Here is a 15,099-nt window from a genome sequence, read left to right as displayed (position 1 = left end):
TTGTAGAGCGAGACGTTGCCCGACACGATCGGATAGTCGAGCGCGCGGCACGCCTGGCTCATGCCCTCCAAGCAGCCGACGATCTGGCCCATGATCTCGGGCCGCTGCGGGTTGGCGAAGTTGAGGCAGTTGGTGATGGCGAGCGGCTTGGCGCCGACAGCCGTGATGTTGCGCCATGTTTCGACCACCGCCTGCATGCCGCCGGTCACGGGGTCGGCATAGCAATAACGCGGCGTGCAGTCGGTGCTCATCGCGAGCCCCTTCTGCGTGCCATGGACGCGGACCACGGCGGCGTCGCCACCGGGGCGCTGCACCGTGTCGCCACCGACCATATGGTCATACTGCTCCCAGATCCACCGACGCGAAGCGATGTCGGGCGAGCCCATCAGCTTGAGCAGGTCCGCAGCCGGGTCCTGGCAACCGGGCGAGGTGATCGCGGCCGGAACCTCGGTCGGCACATGCGGACGGTCGTAAAGCGGCGCATCGTCGGCCAGCGCTGCCAGCGGAATATCGCACACCACTTCGCCCTTGTGGCGAAGGACCATGCGGCCGGTCTCGGTAACATGGCCGATGACGGCGAAGTCCAGCTCCCACTTGCGGAAGATGGCTTCGGCGAAATCCTCGCGGCCGGGCTTCAGCACCATGAGCATCCGCTCCTGGCTTTCCGACAGCATCATTTCATAGGCCGTCATGCCCTCTTCGCGCTGGGGCACGTCGTCCATGATCAGCTCGATGCCGACGCCGCCCTTGGACGCCATCTCGACCGACGACGAGGTCAGGCCCGCCGCACCCATGTCCTGAATCGCGACGATCGCGTCCGAGGCCATGAGTTCGAGGCACGCCTCGATCAGCAGCTTTTCGGTGAAGGGGTCGCCGACCTGGACGGTCGGGCGTTTGGCGTCGGCGTCTTCGCCGAAGTCGGCGCTCGCCATCGTCGCGCCGTGGATGCCGTCGCGGCCGGTCTTCGAGCCGACATAGACGATCGGATTGCCGACGCCGCTGGCGGCCGAATAGAAGATCTTGTCCTGATCGGCGACGCCGACGGTCATCGCGTTGACCAGGATGTTGCCGTCATAGGCCGGGTGGAAGTTCACCTCGCCGCCCACCGTCGGCACGCCGACGCAATTGCCATAGCCGCCGATGCCATGGACCACGCCGGCGATCAGATGCTTCATCTTGGGATGATCGGGCCGGCCGAAGCGCAGCGCGTTCATGTTGGCGATCGGCCGCGCGCCCATGGTGAACACGTCGCGCAGGATGCCGCCCACGCCGGTCGCGGCGCCCTGATAGGGCTCGATGTAGCTCGGGTGGTTGTGGCTCTCCATCTTGAAGATCGCCGCCTGGCCGTCGCCGATATCGACCACGCCGGCATTCTCGCCGGGGCCGCAGATCACCTGCGGGCCGGTGGTCGGCAGCTTCTTCAGGTGGATGCGGCTCGACTTGTAGCTGCAATGCTCGGACCACATCACCGAGAAGATGCCAAGCTCGGTGAGGTTGGGCTCGCGACCGAGCGCCTTGAGGACGCGGTCATATTCTTCGGGCGAAAGGCCGTGCTCGGCCACGATCTCGGGCGTGATCTGGGTCATGGCCGGACCCCTTAGCGGGGTCGTGCGCGCGCGTCACCCCGGGAGTTACGGAGGGGGTGGAGAAGGCTGCGTTAACCTCGCCCATGTTAACGTTTGGCATGCTTATCCAGCCTCTCCTCGGCAAGGGACTGCGCGCCGGCGATCCGCTGATCCCGCTGCCGGCCGCCTGGGAGTGCGATCTGGCAACCGATGCGCTGCGCTGGGCGCCGGGCGTGTACGACCTGTTCGGCGTACCCCGCAGCGAGCCGCTGAGCCGTGACGATGTGGTCGGCATGTACACACCGGAGTCGCAGGCGCTGCTGCGCGAGGTGCGCGAGCGGGCGATAGCGGAGGGAAGCAGCTTCACCATCGACGTAGCGATCCGCCGCCGCGACGGCGAGCTGCGCAAGATGCGGCTCACCGCCGATGTGGAGTGCGAGAACGGCCGGCCGGTGCGTCTCTACGGCACCAAGCAGGACGTGACGGACGAATAGGCGTGTGCTGTCTGATCCTCCCCCTCGCGGGGGAGGATCGTATTACAGCACCGCCCATATTGTCAGGAGCAGCGCGGTCATCGCGGCGTTGAGCGCCATGCCGATGCCGGCGAAGGTGCCGCCGATCTCGCTCACCTGGAAGGCGCGGGCCATGCCGATGCCGTGCGCGGCGACCCCAGTGGCGAAGCCGCGGACACGGTAATCCTCTATCCGCAGTGCGTTGAGCACCGGCGTGGCGATCATCGCGCCGAACACGCCTGCGATCAGCACCACGATCGCCGCGAGCGCCGGGATGCCGCCCAGTTGCTGCGCGAGTGCCATCGCCACCGGCGTCGTTACCGAGCGGGGCGCGACGGTGGCGAGGATATGGGCGCTGCCGCCGAATGCCCATACGATCGCGGTGACGCTGAGGATCGCAGTCAGCGAACCTGCGGTCAGCGCCAGCAGCAGCGGTCCGGCGGCGCTGCGGACCAGCGTGCGGTTGCGCCACAGCGGTATGGCGAGGCCGACGGTCGCGGGGCCGAGGAGGAAGGGGAGCACGGCTGTGTTCTGCGCATAGACCGGGTAGGGCGTGCGCGTAGCCAGCAGGAGGATGATCAGCACCGGCGTCGCCAGCAGCACGGGGTGGCAGAGCGGATGGCGGTTGCTGCGCTTCGACAGGCGGTCGGCGCCCTCGAACACCAGCAGGGTGGCGGTGAGCCAGAACAGGGGCGTCGTCTGGAGCGTCGTCCAGAGCGCGGTCATGCGCCGCGCGCCTGCCGGGCGAGCGCCCAGCGGAAGACGAGTGCGGTCACCGCGACGGTGAGCAGCGTCGAGGCGAGTGTGGCGACAACGATCGCGACGCCGTTCTGCGCCAGCACCGGGCCTTCCTCGATCAGCCCCACGGCGGCGGGGACGAACATCACCGAGAGATGCGCGGTCAGCCAGGCGGAGACCTGGACCAGCGTGGGGCGCTCGCCCGGGCGGAGCAGCAGCCAGCCGAGTAGCAGGAACATGCCCAGCACGGGGCCGGGCAGCGGCAGGCCGGTGAGGAGGTGGATCTCCTCGCCGAGCAACTGGCAGAGGAGCAGGGTAGCGATGGCGGCGATCATGGCTGAATGCCATGCCATGGGCGGGCGGGGAGGTATACTGCGCGGGAAGGAAGGGCTGGTTGCGGACGGCGTAAGCGGGGAACCCTTTGGAGGCGCAGCCCGCGGCCACCATACCCTGTTCGTCATTCCCGCGAAGGCGGGAATCCATTTGCCAGGACGTTGGCGATAGAGCCGCGCCACCAGCGTCAATGGATCCCCGCCTTCGCGGGGATGACGGCGCGGGAGGAGGAGCGACCTGCTACTCGGCCGCCTCTGCCTGCACCTCCGCCGGCATCAGCGCGGCGATGTTCGCCTGGATCCACTCGACCAGATCCTCGACCTTCGCCGCAGCTTGTTCGCCCAGCGGGGTGAGGGTGTATTCCACATGCGGCGGCACCACCGGCAAGCTGTAGCGGGTGACGAGCTGGTGCGCCTCCAGCTGCTGGAGCGTCTGGGCGAGCATGCGTTCGCTCACTCCGTTCACCCGGCGACGCAGTTCGCTGAAGCGGCGGGTCCCGCCTTGCAGCGCGACCAGCACGAGCAGGCCCCAGCTGCTGGTGATCCGCTTCAACACCGCGCGGGAGGGGCAATCGGGCGCGAACACGTTGCCGCGGTCCATCATCGCGGCCAGGGTGCGGGGCGCCTCGTCCGACATTTTTGATACTTACCTTTGTGTGCGTACTTACGATTCGTAAGTGGGGCGCTAGATCGTTGGCGTCAATCCACGATCGAAAGGAACTGCCAATGTACGCCGTTACCGGAGCTTCGGGCCAGCTGGGCCGCCTCGTCGTCGAATCGCTGCTGCAGAAGGTGGCGCCCGGCGAGATCGTCGCATTGGCGCGCAATCCCGAAAGCGTCGCCGACTTCGCCGCCAAGGGCGTGACCGTGCGTGCGTTCGACTATGATGCGCCGGAGACGCTGGCACCGGGGCTTGTGGGGGTGACCCGGCTGCTGCTCATCTCAGGCAATGCCATCGGCAGCCGCGTGCCCCAGCACCGGGCAGTGATCGACGCGGCCAAGGCGGCGGGCGTGCAGCTGATCGCCTATACCAGCCTGCTCCGCGCCCAGACCTCGCCGATGCAGATGGCGGTCGAGCACAAGGCGACCGAGGATCTGCTCACGGCGAGCGGCATCCCCGCCGCGCTGCTCCGCAACGGCTGGTACACCGAGAATTACCTGATGAGCGCCGGTCCCGCCATCGAGCATGGCGTGCTGATCGGCAGCGCGGGCGACGGGCTGGTTTCGGGCGCGGCGCGGGCGGACTATGCCGAGGCGGCGGCGGTGGTGCTGGCGCGGGGGCAGGCGGGGACGTTCGAGCTGGCCGGCGACACGGGCTTCACCCATGCGGAATTGGCGGTGGCGCTGGCCGAGGCCTCGGGCAAACCGGTCGCCTATCAGGACCTGCCGCAGGCGGAGTACGCCAAGGCGCTGGAAGGCGCGGGGTTGCCGGCGCCGTTCGCGGCGATCCTGGCGGACAGCGATGCGCGGGTGGCCGATGGGGCATTGTTCGACGAGTCGAAGACGCTGTCCGGGCTGATCGGCCGGCCGACCACCCCGTGGCGCGAGACGATCGCGGCGGGGGTGAAGGGGTAAGTCCTGATCCTACCCCGCCAGGGGGAGGTGTCAGGCGCAGCCTGACGGAGGGGGAGGAAGCACGGCGGCCGGTTGGTCGCGGACCTCCCCCTCCGTCGTGCTTCGCGCGCCACCTCCCCCTGGCGGGGGAGGATTGCCCGTTACAGGATCTCCCGCACCTTTTCCGGCGGGCGACCCAGCCGCACGCCGCGCTCCGTCACCACCAGCGGGCGTTCGATCAGGATGGGATTGGCCGCCATCGCGTCGAGGATCGTGTCGTCGTCCGCGCCCTTGAGCGGCTTGGCGGCGTCCTCGGCGATGCGCAGGCCTTCGCGGGCGGTCATGCCCGCCCGCTTGTAGAGCTCCGCCAGCGTCTCGCGGCTCGGCGGGGTCTTCAGATATTCGATCACTTCCACCTCGGCGCCGGCGCCCGTGAGGATCGCCAGCGCCTCGCGCGACTTGGAGCAGCGCGGGTTGTGGTAGATGGTCGCCTTCACGCGGCGGCGGCCTCGTCCTGGCGAGCAAGCCACTCCTCGAGCCACTTGATCGTATAGTCGCCCTTCAGGAACTCGGGGTCGTCGAGCAGCGCCTGGTGGAGCGGGATCGTCGTCTTGATGCCGTCGACCACGAACTCTTCCAGGGCGCGCTTCAGTCGCAGGATGCAGCCCTCGCGGGTGCGGCCATAGACGATCAGCTTGGCAATCATCGAGTCGTAATAAGGCGGGATCCGGTAGCCCGAATAGATGCCGCTATCGACGCGGACGTGCATGCCGCCCGGCGCGTGGAAGTGGGTGATCGTGCCCGGCGAGGGCGCGAAGGTCCGCGGATCCTCGGCGTTGATGCGGCATTCGATCGCGTGGCCGCGGAACTCGATGTCCTCCTGGCGCACCGACAGGCCGTGGCCTTCGGCGACGCGGATCTGCTCGCGGACCAGGTCCATGCCGGTGATCATCTCGGTCACCGGATGCTCGACCTGAAGGCGGGTGTTCATCTCGATGAAGTAGAACTCGCCATTTTCCCACAGGAACTCGATCGTGCCCGCGCCGCGATAGCCCATGTCGGACATCGCCTTGGCGACGATGCCGCCCATGTGCGCGCGCTCTTCCGGCGTGATCACCGGCGACAGCGCCTCTTCGAGTACCTTCTGGTGGCGGCGCTGGAGCGAGCAGTCGCGCTCGCCGAGATGGATCGCGTTGCCGTTGCCGTCGCCGAACACTTGGAACTCGATGTGGCGCGGATTGCCGAGATACTTCTCAAGGTAGACGGTCGCGTCGCCGAACGCGGCCTTCGCCTCCGAGCCTGCCTGCTGCATCAGCGTTTCGAGCTGGTCCTCGCTGGTGCACACCTTCATGCCGCGACCGCCGCCGCCCGAGGCGGCCTTGATGATCACCGGATAGCCGGCCTTGGCGGCGATCGCCTTGGCTTCTTCCAGGTCGCTGATCGGGCCGTCCGAGCCCGGCACCAGCGGCAGGCCGAGCGCGCCGGCGGTGCGCTTCGCCTCGATCTTGTCGCCCATGGTGCGGATATGCTCGGGCTTGGGCCCGACGAAGATCAGCCCGTGCGCCTCGACGATCTCGGCGAACTGGGCGTTCTCCGAGAGGAAGCCATAGCCCGGGTGGATCGCATCCGCGCCCGAGATCTCGGCGGCCGAGATGATGTTCGGGATGTTCAGATAGCTCTCCGCTGCGGCCGGCGGGCCGATGCAGATCGCCTCGTCCGCCAGGCGCACATGCATCGCATCGGCATCCGCGGTGGAGTGCACCGCCACCGTCTTGATGCCCATTTCGTGGCAGGCGCGGTGGATGCGCAGCGCGATCTCGCCGCGATTGGCGATCAGCAGCTTCTTGATCTCGGGCATGGTCGTTCCGTTACTCGACCACGACGAGCGGCTGGTCGAACTCGACCGGCTGGCCGTTGTCGACCAGGATCGCCTTGACCGTGCCGGCGGTCGGCGCGTGGATCGGGTTCATCACCTTCATCGCCTCGATGATCAGGAGCGTGTCGCCCGCGGCGACCTGCTGGCCGACCGTGACGAAGGTCTTCGCCTCGGGGTTCGGCTTGAGGTACGCGGTGCCGACCATCGGCGACTTGACTGCATTGGCGGCCGGCTGGGGTGCGGCGACGATCTCGGCCGGCGCGGTTGCAGCGGCCGGCGCGGCGGCTAGCATCGGCGCGGCGGGGGCGGCATACTGCACCGCTGCGGGCGCTGCGGTCACCTTGCGGGCGACGCGGACGCGGCGTTCGCCGTCCTCGACTTCGATCTCGGTCAGCTGGGTGTCATCGAGCACGGCGGCGAGCTGGCGGACCAGCTCGATGTCGACCATCATTGCACCCGACTTGGTTTCTTCGGCCATACGACCCTTCTTTTAAATTCTGTAAATGAAACGGCGTCCTCTGTCAGAGACGCGCGGCGGCTTCAAGCGCGAGCATATAGGAGTTTGCACCAAACCCGGCCACTGTGCCTTTCGCAGCACGGCCGACGAAGCTCGTGTGGCGGAAGGATTCGCGGGCATGCGGGTTCGACAAGTGCACCTCGATCACCGGCGTGCGGATGCTCTTGATCGCATCGTGCAGCGCGACCGAGGTGTGGGTGTAGCCACCCGGATTGAGAAGGACGGCGCGGGCGCCATCGGCCTGCGCCTCGTGCAGCCAGTCGATCAGATGGCCTTCGTGGTTCGACTGGCGCATCTCGATCTCCAGCCCGAGTTCGCGGGCACGGTCCTCCAGCATGCCGGCAATGTCGTCCAGCGTGTCCGACCCATAGATTTCCGGCTCGCGGAGCCCCAGCAGATTGAGGTTGGGACCATTCAAGACGAAGATCGTATCGGCCAATGCAAAGCGCCTTTCGGTTGCGGGCAGGATGCGAGGCTCCTTATATGAGCCGACGTCCCCGATCAAATCCAAGGCTCTTCATGCACAGCGACGGCACCGTTTCCATCCGCGTCAACGGCGAACACAAGCGCATCACCGCCGGGCTCACGCTCGCGCAACTGGCGAGCGAGCTGGGGCTGGTGCCCGAGAAGGTGGCGGTGGAACGCAACCTCGAAGTGGTACCGCGCTCGACGCTGGCGCAAGTGATCGTCGAGGATGGTGATGAGCTGGAGATCGTGCATTTCGTCGGCGGCGGCGATCACGCAGCCCCGCTTGCCGACGACAGCTGGACGGTGGCGGGCAAGACCTTCCGCTCGCGGCTGATCGTCGGCACCGGCAAGTACAAGGATTTCGAGCAGAACGCCGCCGCCGTCGCGGCGTCGGGCGCCGAGATCGTCACCGTGGCGGTGCGCCGGGTGAACGTCAGCGACCCCAAGGCGCCGATGCTCACCGACTATATCGACCCCAAGAAGATCACCTATCTGCCCAACACCGCAGGCTGCTTCGATGCCGACTCGGCGATCCGCACGCTGCGGCTGGCGCGCGAGGCGGGCGGCTGGGAGTTGGTGAAGCTGGAAGTGCTTGGGGAAGCGCGGACGCTCTATCCGGACATGGTCGAGACGCTGCGCGCGACCGAAGTGCTGGCCAAGGAAGGCTTTCTGCCGATGGTCTATTGCGTCGACGATCCCATCGCCGCCAAGCGGCTGGAGGATGCCGGCGCGGTCGCGATCATGCCGCTGGGTGCGCCGATCGGATCGGGGCTCGGCATCCAGAACCAGGTGACGATCCGGCTGATCGTCGAAGGCGCCAAGGTGCCGGTGCTGGTCGATGCGGGCGTCGGCTCGGCCTCGGACGCGGCGGTGGCAATGGAGCTGGGCTGCGACGGCGTGCTGATGAACACCGCGATCGCCGAGGCCAAGGATCCGATCCTGATGGCGGCGGCGATGAAGGCCGCGGTCGAGGCCGGGCGCCTCTCCTATCGCGCCGGCCGCATGGCGAAGCGCCGCTATGCCGATCCGTCGAGCCCGCTGGCGGGTTTGATCTGATGCGGGCGGCGCTGGCTGCGCTGGCACTGGTCGGGGTCGCCGGGTGCCATCCGCGGCCGCAGAATGATCCGGTGGAGAATCAGGGGCCGATCTCGGCCGAGCCGGTGACGCTGCGCGCTGCCGACGGGGTGAAGATCGCGGGCGTCTATACCAAGGCGACCAAGCCCAAGGCGCTGCTGCTGCTGTTCCACCAGGCCGAATCGGGCAAGGACGAATATGCGCTGCTTGCGCCCCAGCTGGCGCAGGCGGGCTATTCGTCGCTGCGAATCGACCAGCGCGCCGGCGGCACGCTGTTCGGGACCAACGAGACGGTGAAGATGCTCGGCCATTCGGCGAGTTACGCCGATGCGAAGCAGGATCTGGATGCCGCCTTCGCCTGGGCGCGGCAGCAGAAGTTGCCGATCATCCTTTGGGGCAGCAGCTATTCGGCCGCGCTGATCTTTCCGCTCGCCGCCGAGCATCCGGGGCAGGTCGAGGCGCTGCTCGCCTTCTCGCCGGGCGAGTATCTGGACGACAAGGGCGCGGTGGCGCGTGCCGCCAAGAAGGTGTCGGTCCCGATCTTCGTCACTTCGGCGCAGGACGGGAAGGAAGAGGATGCCGCGCGGGAGATCCTCGCCGCGTCGCCCTCGACCCAGAAGACCCAGTTCGTGTCCAGGCTGGGCGGCGTGCACGGATCGTCGACGCTGCTGCGGACCAAGAACCCGAACGGCGCGCTGGAAGCATGGCGCGCGACCAAGGCGTTTCTGGGCGAAGTCACGCGCAGCTGATCGGGAACGGTCCGGGCCAACCTTCGTTATTTCAGGCAAGTCGCAGGTGCCGTGTCGTGTGGCACCCGACCTTAGCCAGGAGTATCGAGCATGGGCGAGCTGACCGACAAGATCAAAGGCAATCTCAACGAGCTGGCCGGCAAGGTGAAGCAGCACAGCGACAACCCCGAAACGCGCGACGAAGGCGCTGCGCAGGAGCTGAAGGGCAAGGCCCAGCAGCTCGGTGGCAAGGTCAAGGGTGCGCTCGGCGACGATATCTGAGTCGCGGATTAGACCGGACATTTGGACGGGTCGTACCGAAAGGTGCGGCCCGTTTTCGTTATACCTTGAGCCCCTCCCCTTCAGGGAGGGGCTAAGAAGCATGCATCAATCCGGCACGTAGAACGCCCACATCTCCGGCTCGACCTGCGCCGCGGCGAAGCGCACCGGTGCGGAGGCGGGCCCCACCTCGCAGATCATGAACGAGAATAGCTGGTCGGTATGCAGCGGGTGCGGCAGGCGGACGGTGTTCTTGTTGATCCACCGCCACTCGCACTGCCAGATCTGCCGCCCGCCAAGCCGCACGCGATCCCCGCGCTTGCCGAGATGCGCCGTCTTCCACCGCTCTTTCGTCTGCTGTCCCATGCGCCCGATCCTAGAATCGGGTCGGTTAACGGGTTCCTATCCGTTCAGCGATTTCGTAGCTTCGCAATCGTCGTCGCCGGACTGATCACTTCGACATCGGTCTTGCAATGCAACAGCTTGAGCCCCGGCTGCGCGAGCGCGAGCGCGAGGGCGGGCGCGAACGCCTCCGTGGTTTCCACGGTGGTCGCCCAGCCGCCGAATGCACGGGCGAGCGCGGCGAAATCGGGGTTGCGCAGCTGTGTGCCGGAGAGTCGCTCCGGAAACTCTCGCTCCTGGTGCATGCGGATCGTGCCATAGGCGCCGTTGTCGACGACGATCACCAGCAGGTCGGCGCCGTGCTGCACGGCGGTGGCGAGTTCCTGCCCGTTCATGAGGAAGTCGCCGTCACCCGCGACCGCCACGACTCGGCGGTCGGGGAAGCGCAGCGCCGCCGCCACTGCCGCGGGGACGCCGTATCCCATCGCGCCCGCGGTCGGGGCGAGCTGGCTCGGCTGCGCGGCATAGGGCCAGTAGCGGTGCCACCAGCCCGAGAAATTGCCCGCGCCGTTGCAGATGATCGTGTCAGCCGGCAGCACCTCACGCATCGCCGCGACGCAGGGGCCGAGATCGAGCGCCACGCCGGCACGCGGCTTCGGGGTCGACCATTCCAGCCACTCGGCATGGGCGACGGCGCCGTCGAAGCGGGGCAGGTTGGCCGCCTCCGCCGTCGTCGAGGCGGCCACCGCGAATTCGAACGGCCGCGCGCAGATCGGCAGGTCGACGCGGTAGACGCGGTGGAATTCGCTCGGGTCCGGGTGGACATGGACGAGCGTCTGCCCCGGATGCTCGGGGGTGATCAGGCTGTAGCCATCGGTCGTCGCCTCGCCGAGGCGGGCGCCGACCACCAGCAGCAGGTCCGCCGCCTTGATCCGCTGGACCAGCTTGGGGTTCGGCCCATAGCCGAGATTGCCCGCCCAGACCGGCGAGGCATTGTCGATCGCGTCCTGCCGCCGGAAGGCGCAGGCGACCGGCAGGTCGATCGACTCGGCAAAGCGGGCGAAGTCCTCTGCGGTATCCGAATCCCAGCCGCCCCCGCCGACGATTGCGATCGGGCGCTCGGCGGCGCGGAGCAGGTCGTAGAGCTGGTCGAGATCGAAGGCGTCGGCCGCCTGGATCGGCTCGGCGATGGCGGGGCGGTCAACTGCCTCCACCATGTCGAGCAGCATGTCCTCAGGCAGCGCGATCACCACCGGGCCCGGGCGGCCCGAGGTCGCCACATTCCAGGCGCGGGCGACATATTCGGGGATGCGCCGCGCGTCCTCGATCCGCGTCGCCCATTTGGCGAGCGGCGCGAACATCGCGGGCAGGTCGACTTCCTGGAAGCCCTCGCGGTCGCGCATGCCGCGATCGACATCGCCGATGAACAGCAGCATCGGCTGCGAATCCTGCATCGCGACATGGACGCCGATGCTGGCGTTGGTCGCCCCCGGCCCGCGCGTCACGAAGCACACCCCCGGCCGGCCGGTCATCGTGCCGTCGGCACAGGCCATGAACGCCGCGCCACCCTCCTGGCGGCAGGTGACGAGGTCGATGCTCGGTTCGTCATGGAGCGCGTCGAGCACGGCGAGGAAGCTCTCGCCCGGCACATGGAAGATCCGGTCGCAGCCCTGCGCCACCAGATTGTCGACGAGGATCCTTCCCCCGGTACGTTTCGTGGTCATGCGCCGATGCTAGGCCGGGCGGGGCGGGGAAGTCGAGCGGCGAGCGCGGGCGGCACCCACGAAAAAGCCCCGCATCGTCGCCGATGCGGGGCTTTTCGGGATCAGCGAGGCGCGGGGGCGCGCCTCACTGCCATTGCTTCGCTCAGAAGCGGTAGCCGACGCCTGCCAGCACCTGGTGACGGATCACGTCCTGCGAGGCGTTGGTGTAGCGATACTCAACCTTGCCGTAATAGTGGCCGAAGCTGTGCTCGATGCCACCGCCGACGCGCACGCCGTCGAGGTTCTCGGCGTCGCGGAGCTGGCCCGAACGCGCGATCACGCGGCTGTTGTCATAGCCGACCTTGCCGTACAGCAGGGTTGCGGGAGCGACGACGTAGCCGATGCGGATGCCGGCGTAGAGGTCGCGGCCACCCTTGATGGTGCCGAGGTCGAAGGTCTTCTTGGTGGTGGTGCCGGTGATTTCACCGTCAACGCCGACAACAAGGTTGCCGCGCTGCAGGTCATAGCCGGCTGCGCCGCCATAGACGAAACCCGACGCGCTGATGCCATCCGACTTGATGTTGTCCCAGCCGCCGACTGCTTCGATGCGCGGACCCTGGAAGGTCGCGTCCTGCGCCAGGGCGGGGGTTGCGGATGCCATCAGGGCGAGCGCCGTCGCTGCGAAAATACGCATGATTAGATACCTTTGGACTTGTTACTTGTTATAACCGGATGGCCATCCAGACGCTCCAGATAGGCCCTCTGTTCGCAGGCGCAATATGACAGATGGATTACATTGGTATGTGTGGCGGATGTGCAACAGTCAGCCTTGCCGTAGGGGAAGGTCCAGCCGAGTTGAAAGCCGGTTCAGGTTCGCTTGACCCCGCCGCCCCGAGCGGATTATCGCCGGGCCGAACAGTCGGAGGGAATCGTCGATGGACAAGCTCTACCCCAACGCGAACGCAGCGCTGGAAGGGCTGCTGTTCGACGGGATGATGATCTGCGCGGGCGGTTTCGGCTTGTGCGGCATCCCGGAGCGGCTGATCGACGCGATCCAGGCCGCGGGCGTCAAGGACCTCACCATCGCCTCGAACAACGCCGGCATCGATAACGAGGGCCTGGGCAAGCTGCTGCGTAGCCGCCAGGTCAAGAAGATGATCTCGTCGTATGTCGGCGAGAACAAGGAGTTCGAGCGCCAGTATCTCTCCGGCGAGCTGGAGGTGGAATTCTGCCCGCAAGGCACGCTCGCGGAGCGTTGCCGGGCAGGGGGCGCGGGCATCCCGGGCTTCTACACCAAGACCGGCGTCGGCACGAAGGTTGCCGAGGGCAAGGAAGTGAAGGTGTTCGACGGCGAGGAATATATCCTCGAGCGCGGCATCCGCGCCGACCTATCGATCATCAAGGGCTGGAAGGCGGACGAGGCGGGGAATCTCATATTCCGCAAGACCGCGCGCAACTTCAACCAGCCGATGGCGACCGCCAGCCACCTGTGCATCGCCGAGGTGGAAGAAGTGGTGCCGGTGGGCAGCCTCGACCCCGACCAGATCCACCTGCCGGGCATCTATGTAAAGCGCATGATCGTCGGCGCGCCGTACGACAAGAAGATCGAGTTCCGCACCGTCCGCCCGCGCGAGGCGGCGTGATCCGCTCCGCCCTGCTGCTGGCGGCCTCGGGGCTGGCGCTGTCGGGCTGCGTCGTCGATGCGAGCGTGACGCAGGCGCCACCCGCACCGGCGGCCGTTGCCGCCCCCGGCGGCGCGCCGGCGGGGATGCAGTATCTCTACGGCTCAGGCGAGTCGGCGGCGCTGAGCGTGCAGGCATACAATGCCCTGGTCGACTGGGTCCGGGCGCGCCTGGAGCCGGTGCAGGGCGTCGCGTCGCGCAAGTCGGTCGTGTTGGCGGCGAGTGCGTCGCTCGCGTCGCCGCGGGTGCAGACCTGCGAGACAAGGCCTCCGGCCGTGGTGTTCGACGTCGACGAGACGCTGCTGCTCAATCTCGGCTATGAAGGCGACGATGCGCAGCGATCGGGCGGCTGGGACTCGGCACGCTGGGACCGCTGGGAGAAGACCGGCGCGATGAAGGTCGCCGCTGTGCCCGGTGCGGTCGAGGCGGTGCGGGCGCTGCGGGCGATGGGGGTGACGGTGGTGTTCAACACCAATCGCGCCGCCGCCAATGCCGCCGAGACCGAAGCGGCGCTGAACTTCGCGGGGCTTGGCCCGGCGACGCACGGCGACACGCTGTTCCTGAAGGGCGATGTCGACGGCAAGTCCGGCAAGGACGGCCGGCGCAATGCCATCGCCCAGCGCTGGTGCGTGGTGGCGATGGGCGGCGACCAGCTCGGCGACTTTACCGACCTGTTCGCCGGCCTGACCCCGCCCGAGCGGCGCGCGGCGGCGGCGAGCCCGGCGATCGCGCCCTATTGGGGGCATGGCTGGTTCGTGCTGCCCAACCCCGTCTACGGAACCGGGCTCGGTTCCACCTTTGACCAAACTTTTCCGCCGGCGACGCGCTGGACGGATCCGCAGGAGAAGCACTGATGGCCTGGACCCGCGACGACATGGCGGCGCGCGCCGCGAAGGAGCTGCAGGACGGCTTCTACGTCAATCTGGGCATCGGCATCCCGACCCTGGTGGCGAACCATATCCCGGCGGGCGTCGAGGTGACGCTCCAGTCCGAAAACGGCATGCTCGGCATCGGCCCGTTCCCGCTGGAGGGTGACGAGGATCCGGATCTGATCAATGCCGGCAAGCAGACGATCAGCGAGCTGCCCAGCTCGGTCTATTTCAGCTCGGCCGACAGCTTCGCGATGATCCGCGGCGGGCATATCGACCTGACCGTGCTCGGCGCGATGGAGGTGAGCCAGGAGGGCGACATCGCCAACTGGATGATCCCGGGCAAGATGATCAAGGGCATGGGCGGCGCGATGGACTTGGTCGCGGGCGTGAAGAAAATCATCGTGGTGATGGAACATACTGCCAAGGACGGCAGCCCCAAGTTCATCCCCGACTGCACGCTGCCGCTGACGGGCAAGAATGTGGTGGACATGATCATCACCGATCTGGCGGTGTTTGCCCGTGCGGATCATGCCTCGCCGTTCCGGCTGATCGAGCTGGCGCCGGGCGTGACCGCGGAGGAAGTCGCGGCGAAGACCACGGCACAGTATGAGGTCGCGCTCGCGACAGCGTAAGCGGCTGAGCATTTGAGCATATCCTCCCCCGCCAGGGGGCGGTGGTCCGCGCCAGCGGGTCGGAGGGGGAGGATGCCAGATCGGCCCCCGTGCTTCCTCCCACTCCGCCGCCTTCGGCGCCACCTCCCCCTTGCGGGGAAGGATTGGGAGCCGGCGCCGGCGCTTCAGAATGCGCTGTAGCGGTGTTCGGGCAGAGCGTCCGTTGCGTCTGATACGTGCCTGTCT

General features: G+C 67.5%; 19 protein-coding genes. 8 read left to right on the top strand and 11 right to left on the bottom strand.

The annotated features are described in order from the left end of the window. Positions 1-1,586, bottom strand: a 1,586-nt coding sequence (gene purL / locus QZ670_RS19230) for a phosphoribosylformylglycinamidine synthase subunit PurL (RefSeq protein ID WP_294258642.1), incomplete at its 3' end; no start/stop codon positions are given. A gap of 98 nt (positions 1,587-1,684) precedes the next feature. On the opposite strand from purL, the gene QZ670_RS19225 reads away from it, so the two are divergent. Further along, on the top strand, positions 1,685-2,059 hold the full coding sequence (locus QZ670_RS19225) for a PAS domain-containing protein (RefSeq protein WP_294258639.1): 375 nt from the start codon (positions 1,685-1,687) through the stop codon (positions 2,057-2,059). A gap of 42 nt (positions 2,060-2,101) precedes the next feature. Here the strand turns inward: QZ670_RS19225 and QZ670_RS19220 are convergent, their stop codons facing one another. The 3 genes from QZ670_RS19220 to QZ670_RS19210 form a co-directional block, all read right to left on the bottom strand. Then, the gene (locus tag QZ670_RS19220) at positions 2,102-2,803 is read right to left on the bottom strand and encodes an LrgB family protein (protein WP_294258637.1); all 702 of its coding nucleotides are present in this window, start codon (positions 2,801-2,803) and stop codon (positions 2,102-2,104) included. Next, positions 2,800-3,150 (bottom strand): CidA/LrgA family protein, encoded by a 351-nt coding sequence (locus QZ670_RS19215; protein WP_294258635.1) that lies wholly within the window; start codon positions 3,148-3,150, stop codon positions 2,800-2,802. Before QZ670_RS19215 ends, QZ670_RS19220 begins: the two co-directional genes overlap by 4 nt. A 238-nt stretch (positions 3,151-3,388) precedes the next feature. Beyond that, the gene (locus tag QZ670_RS19210; RefSeq protein ID WP_294258634.1) at positions 3,389-3,784 is read right to left on the bottom strand and encodes a helix-turn-helix domain-containing protein; all 396 of its coding nucleotides are present in this window, start codon (positions 3,782-3,784) and stop codon (positions 3,389-3,391) included. A gap of 89 nt (positions 3,785-3,873) precedes the next feature. Between QZ670_RS19210 and QZ670_RS19205 the strand changes: the two genes are divergently transcribed. After that, positions 3,874-4,722, top strand: coding sequence for an SDR family oxidoreductase (locus tag QZ670_RS19205; protein WP_294258631.1), 849 nt, complete (start codon positions 3,874-3,876; stop codon positions 4,720-4,722). Positions 4,723-4,862: 140 nt separating this feature from the next. Here the strand turns inward: QZ670_RS19205 and arsC are convergent, their stop codons facing one another. The 4 genes from arsC to aroQ are packed head-to-tail and all read right to left on the bottom strand — an operon-like array spanning position 4,863 to position 7,533. Further along, on the bottom strand, positions 4,863-5,198 hold the full coding sequence (gene arsC, locus QZ670_RS19200; protein ID WP_294258629.1) for an arsenate reductase (glutaredoxin): 336 nt from the start codon (positions 5,196-5,198) through the stop codon (positions 4,863-4,865). Then, positions 5,195-6,559 carry an acetyl-CoA carboxylase biotin carboxylase subunit gene (accC, locus tag QZ670_RS19195; RefSeq protein WP_125975624.1) on the bottom strand — a complete coding sequence of 455 codons (1,365 nt, stop codon included), beginning with the start codon at positions 6,557-6,559 and terminating at the stop codon, positions 5,195-5,197. The genes arsC and accC overlap by 4 nt, the downstream gene beginning before the upstream one ends. A 10-nt stretch (positions 6,560-6,569) precedes the next feature. After that, positions 6,570-7,055, bottom strand: coding sequence for an acetyl-CoA carboxylase biotin carboxyl carrier protein (gene accB, locus QZ670_RS19190; protein WP_294258621.1), 486 nt, complete (start codon positions 7,053-7,055; stop codon positions 6,570-6,572). A gap of 43 nt (positions 7,056-7,098) precedes the next feature. Next, positions 7,099-7,533 (bottom strand): type II 3-dehydroquinate dehydratase, encoded by a 435-nt coding sequence (aroQ, locus tag QZ670_RS19185; RefSeq protein ID WP_019368432.1) that lies wholly within the window; start codon positions 7,531-7,533, stop codon positions 7,099-7,101. An 80-nt stretch (positions 7,534-7,613) separates the two neighbouring features. Between aroQ and thiS the strand changes: the two genes are divergently transcribed. The 3 genes from thiS (at position 7,614) to QZ670_RS19170 (ending at position 9,646) form a co-directional block, all read left to right on the top strand. Then, positions 7,614-8,618, top strand: a complete 1,005-nt coding sequence (gene thiS, locus QZ670_RS19180) for a sulfur carrier protein ThiS (RefSeq protein WP_121074465.1) — start codon at positions 7,614-7,616, stop codon at positions 8,616-8,618. After that, positions 8,618-9,385, top strand: coding sequence for an alpha/beta hydrolase (locus tag QZ670_RS19175; protein WP_294258608.1), 768 nt, complete (start codon positions 8,618-8,620; stop codon positions 9,383-9,385). The genes thiS and QZ670_RS19175 overlap by 1 nt, the downstream gene beginning before the upstream one ends. A gap of 90 nt (positions 9,386-9,475) precedes the next feature. Further along, the gene (locus tag QZ670_RS19170) at positions 9,476-9,646 is read left to right on the top strand and encodes a CsbD family protein (RefSeq protein WP_294258606.1); all 171 of its coding nucleotides are present in this window, start codon (positions 9,476-9,478) and stop codon (positions 9,644-9,646) included. A gap of 105 nt (positions 9,647-9,751) precedes the next feature. Here QZ670_RS19170 and QZ670_RS19165 read toward each other — a convergent pair whose 3' ends face one another. The 3 genes from QZ670_RS19165 to QZ670_RS19155 form a co-directional block, all read right to left on the bottom strand. After that, positions 9,752-10,009, bottom strand: a complete 258-nt coding sequence (locus tag QZ670_RS19165) for a hypothetical protein (RefSeq protein WP_093294175.1) — start codon at positions 10,007-10,009, stop codon at positions 9,752-9,754. A 44-nt stretch (positions 10,010-10,053) separates the two neighbouring features. Continuing rightward, entirely contained in the window at positions 10,054-11,709 is a 1,656-nt protein-coding gene (locus QZ670_RS19160) for a thiamine pyrophosphate-binding protein (RefSeq protein ID WP_294258603.1), read from the bottom strand. Positions 11,710-11,851: 142 nt separating this feature from the next. Next, positions 11,852-12,382, bottom strand: coding sequence for a porin family protein (locus tag QZ670_RS19155; protein ID WP_294258599.1), 531 nt, complete (start codon positions 12,380-12,382; stop codon positions 11,852-11,854). Between the two features lie 241 nt (positions 12,383-12,623). Between QZ670_RS19155 and QZ670_RS19150 the strand changes: the two genes are divergently transcribed. From QZ670_RS19150 to QZ670_RS19140, 3 genes are read left to right on the top strand one after another with little or no spacing between them, the layout of a single operon-like run. Further along, positions 12,624-13,331: a CoA transferase subunit A gene (locus QZ670_RS19150; RefSeq protein WP_294258596.1), complete on the top strand. Its 708-nt coding sequence runs from the start codon at positions 12,624-12,626 to the stop codon at positions 13,329-13,331. Then, positions 13,328-14,224, top strand: coding sequence for an HAD family acid phosphatase (locus tag QZ670_RS19145; RefSeq protein WP_294258592.1), 897 nt, complete (start codon positions 13,328-13,330; stop codon positions 14,222-14,224). Before QZ670_RS19150 ends, QZ670_RS19145 begins: the two co-directional genes overlap by 4 nt. Beyond that, positions 14,224-14,874: a CoA transferase subunit B gene (locus QZ670_RS19140; protein WP_294258589.1), complete on the top strand. Its 651-nt coding sequence runs from the start codon at positions 14,224-14,226 to the stop codon at positions 14,872-14,874. Before QZ670_RS19145 ends, QZ670_RS19140 begins: the two co-directional genes overlap by 1 nt. The last annotated feature ends 225 nt before the right edge of the window (positions 14,875-15,099 follow it).

This window comes from uncultured Sphingomonas sp., assembly GCF_913774285.1.
GTDB lineage: Bacteria > Pseudomonadota > Alphaproteobacteria > Sphingomonadales > Sphingomonadaceae > Sphingomonas.
The sequence above is the reverse complement of the archived record's forward strand: the minus strand, read 5'-3'. Positions and strand labels throughout refer to the sequence as shown.

Bases quoted from the DNA above. Each gene is read 5' to 3' on its own strand.
- QZ670_RS19170 (WP_294258606.1), top strand. From the start codon at position 9,476: ATGGGCGAGCTGACCGACAAGATCAAAGGCAATCTCAACGAGCTGGCC.
- QZ670_RS19175 (WP_294258608.1), top strand. From the start codon at position 8,618: ATGCGGGCGGCGCTGGCTGCGCTGGCACTGGTCGGGGTCGCCGGGTGC.
- QZ670_RS19215 (WP_294258635.1), bottom strand. From the start codon at position 3,150: ATGATCGCCGCCATCGCTACCCTGCTCCTCTGCCAGTTGCTCGGCGAG.
- QZ670_RS19140 (WP_294258589.1), top strand. From the start codon at position 14,224: ATGGCCTGGACCCGCGACGACATGGCGGCGCGCGCCGCGAAGGAGCTG.
- accC (WP_125975624.1), bottom strand. From the start codon at position 6,559: ATGCCCGAGATCAAGAAGCTGCTGATCGCCAATCGCGGCGAGATCGCG.
- QZ670_RS19155 (WP_294258599.1), bottom strand. From the start codon at position 12,382: ATGCGTATTTTCGCAGCGACGGCGCTCGCCCTGATGGCATCCGCAACC.
- QZ670_RS19165 (WP_093294175.1), bottom strand. From the start codon at position 10,009: ATGGGACAGCAGACGAAAGAGCGGTGGAAGACGGCGCATCTCGGCAAG.
- accB (WP_294258621.1), bottom strand. From the start codon at position 7,055: ATGGCCGAAGAAACCAAGTCGGGTGCAATGATGGTCGACATCGAGCTG.
- QZ670_RS19220 (WP_294258637.1), bottom strand. From the start codon at position 2,803: ATGACCGCGCTCTGGACGACGCTCCAGACGACGCCCCTGTTCTGGCTC.
- QZ670_RS19225 (WP_294258639.1), top strand. From the start codon at position 1,685: ATGCTTATCCAGCCTCTCCTCGGCAAGGGACTGCGCGCCGGCGATCCG.
- QZ670_RS19210 (WP_294258634.1), bottom strand. From the start codon at position 3,784: ATGTCGGACGAGGCGCCCCGCACCCTGGCCGCGATGATGGACCGCGGC.
- QZ670_RS19160 (WP_294258603.1), bottom strand. From the start codon at position 11,709: ATGACCACGAAACGTACCGGGGGAAGGATCCTCGTCGACAATCTGGTG.
- QZ670_RS19150 (WP_294258596.1), top strand. From the start codon at position 12,624: ATGGACAAGCTCTACCCCAACGCGAACGCAGCGCTGGAAGGGCTGCTG.
- QZ670_RS19205 (WP_294258631.1), top strand. From the start codon at position 3,874: ATGTACGCCGTTACCGGAGCTTCGGGCCAGCTGGGCCGCCTCGTCGTC.
- thiS (WP_121074465.1), top strand. From the start codon at position 7,614: ATGCACAGCGACGGCACCGTTTCCATCCGCGTCAACGGCGAACACAAG.